16 protein-coding genes are annotated in these 14965 nt (G+C 53.8%); 11 read left to right on the forward strand and 5 right to left on the reverse strand.

Annotated features, from left to right (window positions below; all coding sequences use genetic code 11):
• Nucleotides 1-13 precede the first annotated feature (13 nt).
• Both kdpA and kdpF read right to left on the reverse strand, forming a co-directional pair.
• Nucleotides 14-1693: a potassium-transporting ATPase subunit KdpA gene (gene kdpA / locus GPJ68_RS07265; protein ID WP_046274707.1), complete on the reverse strand. Its 1680-nt coding sequence runs from the start codon at nucleotides 1691-1693 to the stop codon at nucleotides 14-16.
• Nucleotides 1693-1782 carry a K(+)-transporting ATPase subunit F gene (kdpF, locus tag GPJ68_RS07270; RefSeq protein ID WP_001670793.1) on the reverse strand — a complete coding sequence of 30 codons (90 nt, stop codon included), beginning with the start codon at nucleotides 1780-1782 and terminating at the stop codon, nucleotides 1693-1695. Before kdpF ends, kdpA begins: the two co-directional genes overlap by 1 nt.
• Before the next feature lie 308 nt (nucleotides 1783-2090).
• On the opposite strand from kdpF, the gene GPJ68_RS07275 reads away from it, so the two are divergent.
• The 3 genes from GPJ68_RS07275 (at nucleotide 2091) to GPJ68_RS07285 (ending at nucleotide 4288) form a co-directional block, all read left to right on the forward strand.
• Nucleotides 2091-2297 (forward strand): YbfA family protein, encoded by a 207-nt coding sequence (locus GPJ68_RS07275; protein ID WP_003022870.1) that lies wholly within the window; start codon nucleotides 2091-2093, stop codon nucleotides 2295-2297.
• Between the two features lie 124 nt (nucleotides 2298-2421).
• Complete coding sequence (gene phrB, locus GPJ68_RS07280; protein ID WP_104651692.1) at nucleotides 2422-3840, forward strand: deoxyribodipyrimidine photo-lyase; 1419 nt, start codon at nucleotides 2422-2424, stop codon at nucleotides 3838-3840.
• A gap of 46 nt (nucleotides 3841-3886) precedes the next feature.
• Nucleotides 3887-4288, forward strand: coding sequence for a transposase (locus tag GPJ68_RS07285; RefSeq protein ID WP_180837212.1), 402 nt, complete (start codon nucleotides 3887-3889; stop codon nucleotides 4286-4288).
• Nucleotides 4289-4337: 49 nt separating this feature from the next.
• Here GPJ68_RS07285 and dtpD read toward each other — a convergent pair whose 3' ends face one another.
• Complete coding sequence (gene dtpD, locus GPJ68_RS07290; protein ID WP_104651691.1) at nucleotides 4338-5819, reverse strand: dipeptide permease DtpD; 1482 nt, start codon at nucleotides 5817-5819, stop codon at nucleotides 4338-4340.
• Nucleotides 5820-6108: 289 nt separating this feature from the next.
• Between dtpD and ybgI the strand changes: the two genes are divergently transcribed.
• Genes ybgI through nei form a run of 8 tightly spaced genes read left to right on the forward strand, consistent with a single transcriptional unit; the run spans nucleotide 6109 to nucleotide 12404 of the window.
• Nucleotides 6109-6852: a radiation resistance protein YbgI gene (ybgI, locus tag GPJ68_RS07295; protein WP_016152273.1), complete on the forward strand. Its 744-nt coding sequence runs from the start codon at nucleotides 6109-6111 to the stop codon at nucleotides 6850-6852.
• A 15-nt stretch (nucleotides 6853-6867) separates the two neighbouring features.
• Nucleotides 6868-7524, forward strand: coding sequence for a 5-oxoprolinase subunit PxpB (gene pxpB, locus GPJ68_RS07300; protein WP_046274709.1), 657 nt, complete (start codon nucleotides 6868-6870; stop codon nucleotides 7522-7524).
• On the forward strand, nucleotides 7518-8450 hold the full coding sequence (gene pxpC / locus GPJ68_RS07305; protein WP_047359481.1) for a 5-oxoprolinase subunit PxpC: 933 nt from the start codon (nucleotides 7518-7520) through the stop codon (nucleotides 8448-8450). The genes pxpB and pxpC overlap by 7 nt, the downstream gene beginning before the upstream one ends.
• Nucleotides 8440-9174 (forward strand): 5-oxoprolinase subunit PxpA, encoded by a 735-nt coding sequence (pxpA, locus tag GPJ68_RS07310; protein ID WP_104651690.1) that lies wholly within the window; start codon nucleotides 8440-8442, stop codon nucleotides 9172-9174. The genes pxpC and pxpA overlap by 11 nt, the downstream gene beginning before the upstream one ends.
• Before the next feature lie 55 nt (nucleotides 9175-9229).
• Complete coding sequence (locus tag GPJ68_RS07315; RefSeq protein WP_003831395.1) at nucleotides 9230-9952, forward strand: DUF969 domain-containing protein; 723 nt, start codon at nucleotides 9230-9232, stop codon at nucleotides 9950-9952.
• Nucleotides 9949-10944 (forward strand): DUF979 domain-containing protein, encoded by a 996-nt coding sequence (locus GPJ68_RS07320; protein ID WP_016152277.1) that lies wholly within the window; start codon nucleotides 9949-9951, stop codon nucleotides 10942-10944. The genes GPJ68_RS07315 and GPJ68_RS07320 overlap by 4 nt, the downstream gene beginning before the upstream one ends.
• A gap of 9 nt (nucleotides 10945-10953) precedes the next feature.
• Nucleotides 10954-11598 (forward strand): pyroglutamyl-peptidase I, encoded by a 645-nt coding sequence (gene pcp / locus GPJ68_RS07325; RefSeq protein ID WP_103929026.1) that lies wholly within the window; start codon nucleotides 10954-10956, stop codon nucleotides 11596-11598.
• Between the two features lie 14 nt (nucleotides 11599-11612).
• Nucleotides 11613-12404, forward strand: coding sequence for an endonuclease VIII (gene nei, locus GPJ68_RS07330; RefSeq protein ID WP_104651689.1), 792 nt, complete (start codon nucleotides 11613-11615; stop codon nucleotides 12402-12404).
• On the opposite strand, the gene GPJ68_RS07335 is transcribed toward nei, so the two are convergent.
• On the reverse strand, nucleotides 12401-13447 hold the full coding sequence (locus GPJ68_RS07335; protein WP_180837213.1) for an AbrB family transcriptional regulator: 1047 nt from the start codon (nucleotides 13445-13447) through the stop codon (nucleotides 12401-12403). The genes nei and GPJ68_RS07335 overlap by 4 nt on opposite strands.
• Before the next feature lie 174 nt (nucleotides 13448-13621).
• Nucleotides 13622-14905, reverse strand: a complete 1284-nt coding sequence (locus tag GPJ68_RS07340; RefSeq protein WP_016152281.1) for a citrate synthase — start codon at nucleotides 14903-14905, stop codon at nucleotides 13622-13624.
• Between the last annotated feature and the right edge of the window lie 60 nt (nucleotides 14906-14965).

Raw genomic sequence — 14965 nt, forward strand, 5'->3', positions numbered from 1 at the left:
TGCTCCGCATCACTCAGTGTAATGACAGGTATTCTGCGACCGGGCCAAGCGCCAGGGCAGGAACAAAGGTGAGAGCGCCAACCAGTAACACCGTACCGATTAACAACCCGACAAACAGCGCGCCGTGGGTAGGTAGCGTGCCTGGGCTTGCTGGCTGGATCTTTTTACTGACCAGCGACCCGGCAATAGCCATCACGGGGATGATCACGCCGAAGCGACCGAAGAACATGCACAGGGCCAGCAGGCAGTTCCAGAACGGGCTATTGGCGCTTAATCCGGCAAAGGCGCTACCGTTGTTGTTCGAGGCAGACGACACGGCATACAGGACTTCACTAAAGCCGTGAGGACCTGGATTAAGCATGGCGCTGCGCCCGGCATCGCTCATCATGGCGATCGCTGTCCCGAGCAGGACCAGCGTAGGGGTGACCAGAATCGCCAGCGCGGTCATTTTCATTTCGCGCACGTCGATTTTCTTACCCAGATACTCCGGCGTACGGCCAATCATTAACCCGGCGATAAATACCGCCAGCAGCACGAACAGCAGCATGCCGTACAGACCTGAACCCACACCGCCGAAGACCACTTCACCAATCTGCATCAGCCACATAGGTACCATGCCGCCCAGTGCGGTAAAGGAGTCATGCATCGCATCGACAGCCCCGCAGGATGCTGCTGTGGTGACGACGGAAAAGAGACTCGTGGCCAGCACGCCAAAGCGGCTCTCCTTGCCCTCCATGTTGATATTGCTGTCGGCACCGAATGCCATCAGGTGCGGGTTGCCCTGAACTTCGGCCCACATCACGACGGCAACGCAGACTGCAAAAATCAGTGACATGGCCCACAGTAAGGTCCGCCCCTGACGACGATCGCCCACTACATCACCAAAGGCAAAACACAGCGCGGTGGGAATTAAGAAAATAGCCAGCATCTGTACCAGATTGGTTAGTGCGGTTGGGTTTTCAAACGGATGCGATGAGTTAGCGTTAAAGAATCCCCCTCCGTTAGTGCCGAGCATCTTAATCGCTTCCTGTGAGGCGACTGGCCCCATTGGCAGCAGCTGTTTCACCCCTTCAAGGGTGGTGATGGGCTGATAAGGCAATATGTTTTGCAACGTACCTTGCTGAATGAAGAACAGGGCAATGAGCAACGCAATAGGGACGAGGATCCACAGCGTAATGCGAACCAGATCGACCCAGGCGTTGCCCAGCGTGTTCATACTCTGGCGTGTGAAAGCGCGGGTCAGGGCAAAAATCACCGCAATTCCGGTCGCCGCAGACAGGAAATTCTGCACGGTCAACCCGGCCATCTGGCTGAAATAGCTTAAGGTGGTTTCGCCAGCATAGGATTGCCAGTTGGTATTAGTGACAAAACTCACCGCCGTGTTGAGCGCCAGATCCCACGAAAGCCCTGGCAGTTGCTGGGGATTTAGCGGCAGCAGGTTTTGCGCCATTAGCATCGAAAACAGGACCAGCAGGCCCAGCGCATTGAGAGCGAGGATAGCCAGCAGATACTGCCGCCAGTTCATCTCTTGCTGCGAGATGCCCAGACCGCGCCAGAGTAAATGCTCCGCGCCAACCAGGCCCGGCAGGGGCGTATTGTTGATCAGTCGAGCCAGCCCAAATCCCAACGGTCTGGCGATGACAAATAGCACCAGCAAGAAACTGGCAATGAGTAAAAATCCTTGGGCCGCCATCAGAACGCCTCCGCATTGATCAGGGCATAGACCAGGTAACCTAATAATAAAAAGACCAGCACAATGCCGGTTATCACGCCTGCACTCACAGTGCACCTCCAGTGGCATAAATGTGATAACCAGAGCGTAGGTTTTTGTTTGCAAAGATTTCGCAAAAATCAGCGGGTGGGGTGTAAAAAAAGTATAAAAATGGCAAAAACCATTATTTAACTAATGGTTAGTATTAATTTAACCTTTATGTAACTTAATTACGGTTTTATGCTAAACGGAGCATCAATAGATAAAAATAAGTGGTCGGATGAGTAGCAAAATTACACACAAGGCGGTATTATTTTCATCAGTTAACCAAGTTTATTTTTCCGGTGCTATTCACCGAGCAGATATATGGGAGAGGATTATGGACTTTTATAAAGAATATCCAGCACACATTGTTTTCTTGCGCCGTACCTTTGCCGTAGTGGCGGGCGTGCTGGCGCTACCGGTCATGCTGTTCTGGAAAGACCGCGCTCGTTTTTACAGCTACCTGCACCGCGTCTGGTCTAAAACCAGTGATAAACCGGTGTGGATGGAGCAGGCTGAAAAAGCCACCTGCGATTTCTACTAAGTTATCGTTCTTGCTCAAGAAAACCGCTCACAGTAATGTGGCGGTTTTTTTTATGCGCCGACGTCTACACTTGTCGGTGTAATAGATAACGAGTGGCAATGATTAATTTATATCCGGGAGTATTATGACCACCCATCTGGTCTGGTTTCGACGTGATTTACGTCTGCATGACAACCTCGCGCTGGCGGCGGCTTGTCGGGATCGTACTGCGCAGGTCATCGCGCTATATATCTCTACTCCTGAGCAGTGGAAGGCGCACGAAATGGCCCCACGTCAGGCGGCATTTGTGAGTGCGCAGTTGAATGCGTTGCAGACGGCGCTGGCGGAAAAAGGCATCCCGCTTGTGTTTGATGAAGTCGCAGATTTTGCGACCAGCGTGGAAACCGTCAAAAACGTCTGCGCACAGCATAGCGTCAGCCGATTGTTTTATAACTATCAATACGAAATAAACGAACGTCAGCGTGATGTCGCCGTTGAGAAGGTACTACCCCATGTGGTGTGTGAAGGGTTTGACGATAGCGTGATCTTGCCTCCGGGGGCGGTCATGACCGGCAATCACGAAATGTATAAAGTCTTTACACCGTTTAAAAATGCCTGGCTGAAGCGGATTAAAGAGGGTGTTCCAGAATGCGTTAGTGCGCCGAAGGTGAGAGAAAGCGGCGCTCTTGACGCTCCGTTAACATCAATAACGCTGAGCTATCCGCAGCAAGATTTTGATGCGCAGCGGTTTGTGGCAGAAGAAAAACTGGCTATCGCGCAATTACGCCAGTTTTGCCAGCAGGCCGCGAGAGAATATGAGCAACAGCGTGATTTCCCTGCGGTTGACGGTACCAGTCGATTATCCGCGAGCCTGGCGACAGGGGGATTGTCGCCGCGCCAGTGCCTGAATCGACTGCTCGCGGAGCAGCCGCAGGCGCTTGAAGGAGGGGAAGGCAGCGTCTGGCTGAACGAACTTATCTGGCGTGAATTTTATCGTCATCTGATGACTTACCATCCGGCGCTGTGTCGGCATCAACCGTTTATCCGTTGGACCGATCGCGTGCAATGGCAGAATAATCCGGCACATTTGCATGCCTGGCAAACAGGGAACACGGGATACCCGATTGTGGATGCGGCGATGCGTCAGCTCAACGCCACGGGCTGGATGCATAATCGATTACGCATGATTACGGCCAGTTTTTTAGTGAAAGATCTGCTGATCGACTGGCGTAAAGGCGAGCAATATTTTATGTCGCAACTGATCGATGGCGATCTGGCGGCCAATAACGGCGGCTGGCAGTGGGCGGCCTCAACCGGGACCGACGCCGCACCGTATTTCCGTATCTTTAACCCCACGACTCAGGGCGAAAAATTTGATCGCGACGGCGAGTTTATCCGCCAGTGGCTGCCGGAACTGCGCGATGTGCCGGGTAAAGCCATTCATGATCCGTGGACGTGGGCTGAAAAAGCGCAGGTTACGCTTAACTATCCTCGTCCGATTGTCGATCATAAACAGGCAAGACTGGCGACGCTGGCGGCCTATGAGGCGGCGCGCAAAGAGTAGGCATGGTGGATTTCAGCGTAATGCTTTCCAGCAGAATGAGAATGTGGTGATAGCGCTGGTAGAGCAACTGACCACGCTGCTACTTACTGGATGCGCTAATGACACGCAATTACAAGCGATGTTTAATTACATTCTACAATCTGGCGATGAATCTCGCTTTAATGAGTTTATGCAAGAGATGGCACAACGGATCCCCCAACACAAGGAGAGGCTGATGACTATTGCAGAGCGGTTACGGTTAGATGGATTACAGGAAGGTCTACAACAAGGACTACAACAAGGACTACAACAAGGACTACAACAAGGACTACAACAAGGACTACAACAAGGAAAACAAGAAGCGGCATTGCGTATAGCGCAAACCATGTTGGAGCAGGGAATAGAACGCGAAATGGTAAAACTGGTGACCGGTGTTTCAGAAGCAGATTTGGCTGTAAACCATGCATAATCTCCAGAAAAACAGGCCCGAATCTTATTACATCATCGGGCCTGTAAACTCAGGACTCTACCGCTAGCGGACGATTTCTGAACTTCAACGACTGGTACAGCCAAATCAGCAGCACCAGCACCACACAGGCCAGCGCGCCCCAGGTTATTTCGCTAAAGACATCAATATATGCATTGATGGAATAGTTGATAGCGCCCGCTGAATCAAACGAGCCTTGTGAGGTCTGATCGGCGATAACGCCTGCCAGGTAGTTGGCGATGGCCCCGGAAAGCAGCATGTAAATACCCGTTAATACGCCGGTCACTCCTGGGATCTCGATACGTGTAATCTGAGACATAGCCACCGGATCGATAAACAGCTCGGCAAAGCCCATGACCGCCAGCCCCAATACCATCAGCGGCATGGAAGAGTGACCGTAAGCCGCGGACCAGCGGGCGCTCAAGGTCAGAATACAGAATCCGGCGCTCATTAAACCGAGGCCAAGGGCAAATTTACCCCAGATACGTACGGTACGATTACCGCTAACGCTTTCTTTGACCACCCAGGCCAGCACGATACCGCACAGCATAACGGCAAAGGCGTTAACCGACTGGAACATCGCGGTAGGGACGGAATATCCCAGAATATCGCGGTTAACGAAGCGGTCGATATACAGGCTAATCGAACTGCCGCCCTGTTGAGCAAAGGCCCAGAACAACAGACTGAAGAAGGTCAGCGTAACGATAAGCCCCAGCTCTTTGCGCTGTTTCTGGGTCTGCGCCTGGCGGTAAATCTTCGCCAGAACCGCCAGACCAATAACAGTAGCAACGATCAGTGCGTAAACGGACCACTCTTTCCAGAACAGAACGGTAATCAGCAGCGGTGCTGCAACCAGCAGAACTAATAACCAGGCCCAGTTTGGCAGCATATATTTTTTCGCACACAAAACGGCCTTGTTGACGCCGGTGGTATGGGCGAAATGGCGATTACCGCATACGAAAATCACCAGCCCCGCCAGCATGCCAATCGCCGCCAGCGCAAAGCCCATCGCCCAGCTGTACTCTTCCTGCACGTAGCCGCAGGCAATGGGCGCGATGATTGAACCAATATTACCGGCAGCGTAGAGCAGAGAGAATCCACCGTCACGGCGAGGGTCTTCAGGCTGATACAACTCGCCCAACAGGCAACTGATGTTGGATTTAAACAGACCGTAGCCACAGACAATAATCGCCAGCGACAAATAAAGGAACGCCGGGGCCATTTCGCTGGCGCCCAATACCAGATGTCCCACTGCCATTAAAAATGCGCCGATCATCACCGCCATTCGATTGCCGAGCACTTTATCGGCCAGGTATCCCCCAAGAATGGGCGTGACGTAGACCAGCGAGCAGTAGGCGCTGAACAGTTCATATGCGTGATTATCGTCGTACTTAAGCTGGTTAGTGAGATACAGGATCAGCAATGCACGCATGCCGTAAAAACTGAAGTATTCCCAAATTTGTAGCGAAACGACGTAATAAATCGCCCGTGGTTGAGATGCTTGTTTATTCATTCTTTTCTCGAAGTAAATGCCTCGCAACAGACTGAACGTGCTGCGCGAGTGTGTTTCCTTAAAGTTTTAACTTTGATACAGATCTGATTATTTTTGCAATATGCTGTCTGATTGCATAAATATACATGAATTAGATCGCGTGGGGGTAAGCAAATTGCGTTCAAATCGGGTGTGATTGTTTCTTGATGTGTCAGTGAAATGTCTATCGACGAACGCAAGCGGGAACGCTATTTTAACCTAAGCTGTGTTGCTGATTGGGCAGGCAGAATTTATGACTACGAGGACGATGATGAAAAACACCGAACTGGAACAACTGATCAACGACAAACTGAACAGCGCCGCCATTAGCGACTATGCGCCGAATGGTTTGCAGGTTGAGGGCAAAGAGACGGTGCATAAGATCGTGACCGGCGTGACCGCAAGTCAGGCGTTACTGGACGAGGCGGTACGTCTGCAGGCGGATGCGGTCATCGTTCATCACGGTTATTTCTGGAAAGGCGAATCTCCGGTTATTCGCGGTATGAAGCGCCATCGTCTGAAAACTCTGTTGGAAAATGATATCAACCTGTATGGCTGGCACCTGCCGCTGGATGCTCACCCGGAACTGGGTAATAACGCGCAGTTGGCAGCGCTGTTGGGGATCACCGTCATGGGTGAAATCGAGCCGCTGGTGCCATGGGGAGAACTCTCCATGCCGGTTCCGGGGCTGGAGCTGGCATCGTGGATTGAAGCGCGTTTAGGCCGTAAACCGTTATGGTGCGGTGATACCGGGCCGGAAAAAGTTCAGCGCGTCGCCTGGTGTACAGGGGGCGGTCAGAGTTTTATTGATAGCGCAGCCCGGTTTGGTGTCGATGCCTTTATCACCGGTGAAGTTTCAGAGCAAACCATTCACTCAGCCCGCGAGCAAGGGTTGCATTTTTATGCTGCTGGTCACCATGCGACCGAACGCGGCGGCATTCGCGCATTAAGCGAATGGCTGAATGAAAATACCGATCTGGACGTAACCTTTATCGATATTCCTAATCCAGCGTAATAAAGAGGGACGAAAGTGCAGCGAGCGCGTTGTTATCTGTTAGGTGAAAGTGCGGTGGTTCTTGAGCTGGAACCTCCCATTACGCTGGCGACTCAGAAACGCATCTGGCGTCTGGCCCAGCGTCTGGTTGATGCCCCGAATGTGCTGGAAGCTATTCCGGGAATGAACAATATCACGGTTACCCTGCGCGACCCGAAAACGCTGGCGCTGGATGCGATTGAACGCCTGCAGCGCTGGTGGGAAGAGAGTGAGGCGCTGGAGCCGGACTCGCGCTTTATTGAAATTCCCGTGACCTATGGCGGTGAGTTCGGCCCCGATCTGGCAGAGGTCGCCCGGCACAGTGGATTAAGCGACAAGCAGGTCGTCGAACTTCATGCGTCGGTTGATTATGTGGTGTGGTTTATCGGTTTTCAGCCGGGATTTCCCTATCTCGGGAGCTTACCTGAACCGCTCCATACTCCGAGGCGTGCGGAACCGCGTCTGCTTGTTCCGGCAGGTTCTGTGGGTATTGGCGGATCCCAAACGGGGGTCTATCCGCTTTCCACGCCAGGTGGATGGCAATTGATTGGCCGTACCTCCGTTGCGTTATTTGATCCAAAACGGCAGGAGCCGATTCTGTTACGGGCTGGCGATACCGTGCGTTTTGTCCCGCAGAAGGAGGGGATATGTTAAACATCATTCGCGCTGGCATGTACACCTCTGTACAGGACGGGGGACGCCATAGTTTTCGTCAATCCGGAATCAGTCACTGTGGCGCGCTGGATAAACCGGCGCTGAACGTTGCTAACCTGCTGGTGGGTAATGATGCGAATGCAGCTGCGCTGGAAATCACACTGGGGCAGTTGGTGGTGGAATTTGAAACCGATGGCTGGTTTGCCCTGACCGGTGCGGGATGTGAAGCGCACCTGGATCGTACTCCCGTATGGAGCGGATGGCGGCTACCGGTGAAAGCCGGGCAACGTCTGACGCTAAAACGTCCACATCACGGCATGCGCAGCTATCTGGCGGTAGCTGGCGGTTTTGATGTGCCCGAAGTAATGGGCTCGCGCAGTACCGATCTCAAAGTCGGAATTGGCGGGCTGGAAGGGCGTCTGCTGCGCGATGGCGATCGGCTTGCAATTGGCGCATCGACCCGGCAATTCAGCGGGCCGCAGGGCGTAAAACAGCTGATGTGGGGCAACCACATTCGTGCGCTCCCCGGGCCTGAATACCAGGAGTTTGACGAAGTATCGCAGGCTTCTTTCTGGCGCTCCCCGTGGCAGCTGAGTCCGCAAAGCAACCGTATGGGGTATCGCCTGCAGGGGCAGTCGCTGACGCGCACGACCGATCGCGAGCTATTGTCGCATGGTTTGCTCCCTGGCGTAGTGCAGGTTCCGCATAATGGTCAGCCCATCGTGCTGATGAACGATGCTCAGACGACGGGCGGCTATCCGCGTATCGCCTGTATCATCGAAGCAGATATGTATCATCTGGCGCAGATCCCGCTCGGCCAGCCGATCCATTTTGTGCAGTGTTCGCTGGAGGAAGCGCTTAAGGCGCGCCACGATCGGCAGCGTTATCTGGAACAGTTAACATGGCGACTTAACAATGAAAATTGATCTCAACGCAGACCTCGGTGAGGGATGCCCTAACGATGCAGCGCTGCTGCAACTGGTGTCATCAGCCAACATCGCCTGTGGGTTTCACGCCGGTGATGCGCAGACGATGCTTTTAAGCGTGCGCGAAGCGCTAAAAAATGGCGTAGCGATAGGCGCGCATCCGAGTTTTCCGGATCGGGAAAATTTTGGCCGTAGCGCCATGACCCTGCCTGTGGAAACGGTGTATGCGCAGACGCTGTATCAAATTGGTGCGCTGGCTGCCATCACGCGTGCGCAGGGCGGCGTAATGCGTCATGTTAAACCGCACGGTATGCTTTATAACCAGGCGGCGAAAGATCCTCAGTTGGCGGATGCTATTGCTAAAGCGGTGTATGCCTGCGATTCGTCGCTGGTTCTGGTAGGACTGGCGGGAAGCGAACTGATTCGTGCCGGAGAACGCTATGGTCTGGTAACACGTCAGGAGGTTTTTGCCGATCGGGGTTATCAGGCGGATGGCAGTCTGGTGCCGCGCAGCCAGCCGGGCGCATTGATTGAGGATGAAGAGCAGGCGCTGGCGCAAACGCTAGAAATGGTGCAATCCGGCAGAGTAAAAAGCCAGAGTGGAACGTGGGCGAGCGTGACAGCCCAGACGGTATGCATTCACGGGGATGGTGAGCACGCACTCGCTTTTGCCCGTCGCTTGCGAGCCGCATTCAATGCATGCAATATTCAAATTAGCGCATAAATTTATTCATAAAAAACAATAAGATATTACACAACAACATATACAGGACTGAATTATGGGAGAGGTAATTTCTCTCTGGCCATTGACGGGGATCGCCGTCATCGTGGTCGGATTTCTTTTACGTTTTAACCCGGTATTGGTGGTCATTATTGCCGGGATCGTCACGGGGCTGGCGGCGCATATGCCGATCGCCACTATCCTTGAGAAGCTGGGTGAAGGTTTTCTTAACACCCGCAACCTGCCATTTATCCTGCTGATCCCGCTGGCGGTTATTGGCCTGCTGGAACGCCACGGACTCAAAGAGCGTGCTCAGGCGTGGATTGCAAAAATCCGCAGCGCCACCAGTGGCCGTCTGCTTATTGTCTATCTGTTCATTCGCGAAGCGACCGCTGCGTTAGGGCTGACCAGTCTGGGGGGGCATCCTCAGATGGTGCGTCCGCTGCTGGCGCCGATGGCGGAAGGAGCCGCAGAGAAAAATCACGGCGAGATACCTGGGGCGGTACGCTATCGTCTGCGCGCCATGTCAGCTGCGACCGATAACGTCGGACTGTTCTTCGGTGAAGATATCTTTGTTGCCTTCGGTGCCATCATTTTTATGCACAACTTTATGTTGGAGTCTGGTGGGATCCAGACCGAACCGCTGCATATTGCCTTGTGGGGGATCCCAACGGCAATTTGTGCATTCCTGATCCACGGTACGCGTCTGTGGCGTCTGGATAGCTATTTGCAACGTGAGGTGGCGAAAGCGAATGCCGCAGCGAAAGGGGAAGCGAAATGAATTTTCAACAAAGCTATCTCTACTGGCTGGCGGGAGCGGTATTACTGATTGTGGCGCTGATGTCCTGGCAGGACAAAGCGAACCCGCGTCGCTTCACCACCGGCCTGTTTTGGGGCATATACGGCGTACTGTTTCTGCTTGGCGACTGGACATACTCGCTGTTTGGCGACAAACGCACGGTGCATATTGCCGTTGGCGTCGCGGTGGTCGTGCTGGCCCTGATCGCCGGTTTTGGCGGCGTGAAGCTGGGAAGCTACCATCAACGAACGCAGCAACAGCGCGAAGAAAGCGCCAGTCGTCTGGGTAATCGCCTGTTTTTCCCGGCGCTGGCAATTCCGGTGGTAACGGTTATTGGCGTGCTGATGTTCAACCATATTCCGGGCTTACAGGATGCGCTGTTTGGGCCGGGTAATCACGCCACTCTGGTGACGCTCTTTTCCATGACCGCAGGCTCGTTGATTGGTCTGGCGATGGCGATAAAAATGACCCATGAGCGGGTTCATCAACCGATTCAGGAGGCGCGCCGTCTGCTGGACTCCATCGGCTGGGCGTTCATCCTGCCGCAGATTTTGGCCACGCTCGGGCTGTTGTTTACGGCAGCGGGCGTAGGCAGCGGTATTTCCTGGCTGACGCAAGAATACCTGGCGGTGGATAGCCGCTTTATCGCAGTGGCGGTGTACACCCTCGGCATGGCATTGCTGACGATGGTCATGGGCAATGCGTTTGCCGCTTTCCCGATCGTGACCGCTGGAATTGGGATTCCGATCCTCGTGCTGCAGCACGGCGGCAATCCGGCAGTAATGGCGGCAATTGGTATGTTCTCTGGCTATTGCGGGACGTTAATGACGCCGATGGCGGCAAACTTTAACATTGTTCCTGCAGCGCTGCTGGAGCTGCCGGATAAAAACGCGGTGATTAAAGCGCAGGTGCCAACCGGCATACTGCTGCTGCTGGTCAACGTGTTCCTGATGTATTTCCTGATGTTCTTGTAAGGTGACAGGATGAAAACAGTACTCATCACGGGATTTGAACCCTTTGGCGGCGAGTCAGTTAACCCTTCCTGGGAAGTGGTCTCGGGCCTCGACAATGCTATCATCGGCGGATGCCGCATCGTTGCTCGCCAACTGCCGTGCGTCTTTGGTGAGTCTCTTGCCGTACTCAATGGTGCGATTGACGCGCTGTCGCCATCACTGGTGCTGGCGGTGGGGCAGGCGGGTGGACGCACGGATGTCACCGTGGAGCGCGTGGCGATCAACGTTGACGATGCGCGTATTGCGGATAATCAGGGTCAACAGCCGGTAGATGTGCCGATTGTGGCCGATGGTCCGGCGGCGTGGTTTAGTTCGTTGCCGATCAAAGCGATGGTTGTTGCCATGCGCAACGCGGGAATTCCGGCTTCGGTTTCCCAGACCGCGGGCACTTTCGTTTGTAACCACGTGATGTATGGCCTGCTGCATAAACTACGTGACGTTCCGGCGGTGAAGGGAGGATTTATTCATATCCCTTATTTGCCGCAACAGGCTGCACAGCACCCCGGGGCGCCAAGTATGGCAGCGGACACGGTGCGCCGGGCGCTGGAAGTTGCGATTGCCACCGCATTGCAGGTGGAGAGTGATATCGCAGTGACGGGCGGTGCAACACATTAAAAAAGGACAGTATTATGCCTGAAGGCCCGGAGATCCGCCGCGCGGCGGATAACCTGGAGGCGGCAGTCAAAGGCAAACCCCTGACCGATGTCTGGTTTGCCTTTGAGCAGCTAAAACCGTATCAATCTCAACTGATTGGGCAGAGTGTTACCCAGCTTGAAACGCGGGGTAAAGCATTGCTGACCCATTTTTCTAATGGATTGACGCTGTACAGTCACAATCAGCTCTATGGCGTGTGGCGAGTGGTGGATACCGGCAAAATACCGCAGACTTCGCGGGTTCTGCGTGTCAGGTTGCAAACACACGACAAAACTATTCTGCTCTATAGCGCCTCTGATATCGACATGCTGACGCCGGAACAGCTCGCTACCCATCCGTTCCTGCAACGGGTTGGGCCGGACGTTCTGGATTTACGTTTAACGCCCGATGACGTGAAAGCGCGTCTGTTATCCCCGCGTTTTCGCAATCGCCAGTTTTCTGGCCTGCTGTTGGACCAGACGTTTCTGGCGGGATTAGGTAACTACCTGCGAGTAGAGATTCTCTGGCAGGTAGGGCTGACCGGGCAGCATAAAGCGTCGATGCTCGGAGATGAGCAGTTGGATGCGCTGGCGCATGCGCTGCTTGATATTCCTCGTTTGTCCTATAACACCCGCGGGCTGGTGGATGAGAATAAACATCACGGCGCGCTGTTTCGCTTTAAGGTCTTTCACCGGGATGGTGAAGCCTGTGAGCGCTGTGGCGGAACCATCGAAAAAACGACGCTCTCTTCACGACCCTTTTACTGGTGTCCAGGATGTCAGCACTAAGCGGGATGCTTTGGCGCGTGTAGCGAAATAAACCGCGCCACCGCCGGGCCAGTCAATAAAATACTGAATAGCCGCAGGGTTTGCATCGCCATGATCAGCGCCATATCGGCGTGATTCCCCGCGGCAATCACCGCAACAGAATCCACGCCGCCTGGACTGGTCGCCAGATAGGCGGTAAGAAAATCTATCTGCATGTAATGCGCCAGTCCCCAGGCCATAGCGGCGCAGATCGCCATCAGTGAAAAAATGGACAAGAGGATTTGCGGTAAGGGGCGCAACGCCATTAAAAAGATCTGCTTGTCAAAGCCCAGGCCAATTTGCCAGCCGATGGCCATATAGGCAATCGCGAGCAACCATTCCGGTAGTTCGATCACCATCACGCCACCAGCATTCAGCAATGCGCCTGCCAACATCGGTAGCAACATGACGCCAGAGGGGATACGCAATAGACGCCCGGCCGTACCGGCAACGGCGGCCAGCGCCAGGGTACTGAACAGATTGCTGCTCAGCGGCGGAAACCAGACGATTTGCTCACTGACCGTTTGGGCCTGGTCGCCCATCATCACTCGGGTGACCAGTGCCGCCGCACCAACCACCAACAGTACGCGCAGATACTGCATAAACGCCACCAGCCGGATGTCGGCACCATATTCCTGCGCCATCGCCACCATTGCCGCCGCACCGCCAGGTGACGAGCCCCATGCACCAGTGTTTCCCGGTAGGTTACTGTAGCGAACCAGTAGCCAGCCGATTATCGCGCTGCTGATAAGGGTCGCCAGCAGGATGATAATCACCATCGGCCAGTGGGCCGTAAGGGTCGTTAAGATTGAGCCCGTCAGGTTTTGGGCAATCATGCAGCCGAGAATCGCCTGCGCGCCAAGAAATGTGCAGCGGGGAGGGTGCAGTGAGATGCCGCGCATACTGAATATGATGCCGACGATCATCGAACCGAGCAGCAGCGGTCCTGGAAGGTGTATAAACAAAAAGAACAGGGAAAGAAGGAGCGATAGCAGAAACAACAGGCTCCACTGCAAAACAGGCATCCCATGCTCCTGAGTGAAATGACGGAAATCTCAGTAAATCATAGAGAAAGCATGATGAGAATAAAATAATATGCATCAAAAAAAACAGGTCGGATTCTGGCTTCAATGCCTTGTCCGACCCGGGAGAATTAATGGCTGTAAGCCGGACAGGCGCTGGCGCCATCCGGCAGACAATTAACGCTTAATATCAGACTTAAAATCGCGCTTATCGTAGCCGGTGTACAGCTGACGCGGACGAGCGATTTTCATGCCGTCGGTGTGCATTTCGTTCCAGTGTGCAATCCAGCCCACGGTACGCGCCATGGCGAAGATAACGGTGAACATGGAGGACGGAATACCCATCGCCTTCAGGATGATGCCGGAGTAGAAATCTACGTTCGGGTAGAGTTTCTTCTCGATGAAGTACGGGTCGTTGAGCGCAATGTGTTCAAGTTCCATCGCCACTTCCAGCAGATCATCTTTGGTGCCCAGTTCTTTCAGAACTTCATGGCAGGTTTCACGCATGACGGTGGCGCGCGGGTCATAGTTTTTATAAACACGGTGACCAAAGCCCATCAGGCGGAAGGAATCATTCTTGTCTTTCGCGCGGCGAACAAATTCCGGAATGTGTTTAACAGAGCTGATTTCTTCCAGCATTTTCAGCGCAGCTTCGTTTGCGCCGCCGTGTGCTGGTCCCCACAGGGAAGCAATACCGGCCGCGATGCAGGCAAACGGGTTAGCGCCAGAAGAACCGGCGGTACGAACGGTAGAGGTTGAGGCGTTCTGTTCGTGGTCAGCGTGCAGGATCAAGATACGGTCCATTGCGCGTTCCAGAATCGGATTCACTTCGTATTTTTCGCACGGCGTGGAGAACATCATGTTCAGGAAGTTACCGGCGTAGGAGAGGTCATTACGCGGGTACACGAACGGCTGCCCGATGGAGTATTTGTAGCACATCGCTGCCATGGTCGGCATCTTGGACAGCAGACGGAAGGCGGCGATTTCACGGTGACGCGGATTATTCACATCCAGCGAGTCGTGGTAGAACGCAGCCAGCGCCCCGGTAACACCACACATAACGGCCATCGGGTGAGAGTCGCGGCGGAAACCGTGGAACAGGCGGGTGATCTGCTCGTGGATCATGGTATGGCGAGTGACTGTGGTTTTGAACTCGTCGTACTCTTCCTGCGTCGGTTTTTCGCCGTACAGCAGGATATAACACACTTCCAGATAGTTCGACTCGGTCGCCAACTGATCAATCGGGAAGCCGCGATGCAGCAAAATACCTTCGTCACCGTCGATGAAAGTAATTTTGGATTCGCAGGATGCGGTAGAGGTGAAACCTGGGTCAAAAGTAAACATCCCTTTTGAGCCAAGACTACGAATATCAATAACATCTTGACCGAGCGTACCTTTCAGCACATCCAGTTCAATAGCAGAGTCACCATTTAGAGTGATTTTTGCTTTAGTATCAGCCATTTACGGTCTCCTTAGCGCCTTATTGCTTAAGACTGCTGGAACTCACATTTGCCTTCGTAC

Origin of the sequence: Citrobacter sp. 172116965 (genome assembly GCF_013458095.1) — a bacterium.
GTDB lineage: Bacteria > Pseudomonadota > Gammaproteobacteria > Enterobacterales > Enterobacteriaceae > Citrobacter > Citrobacter braakii.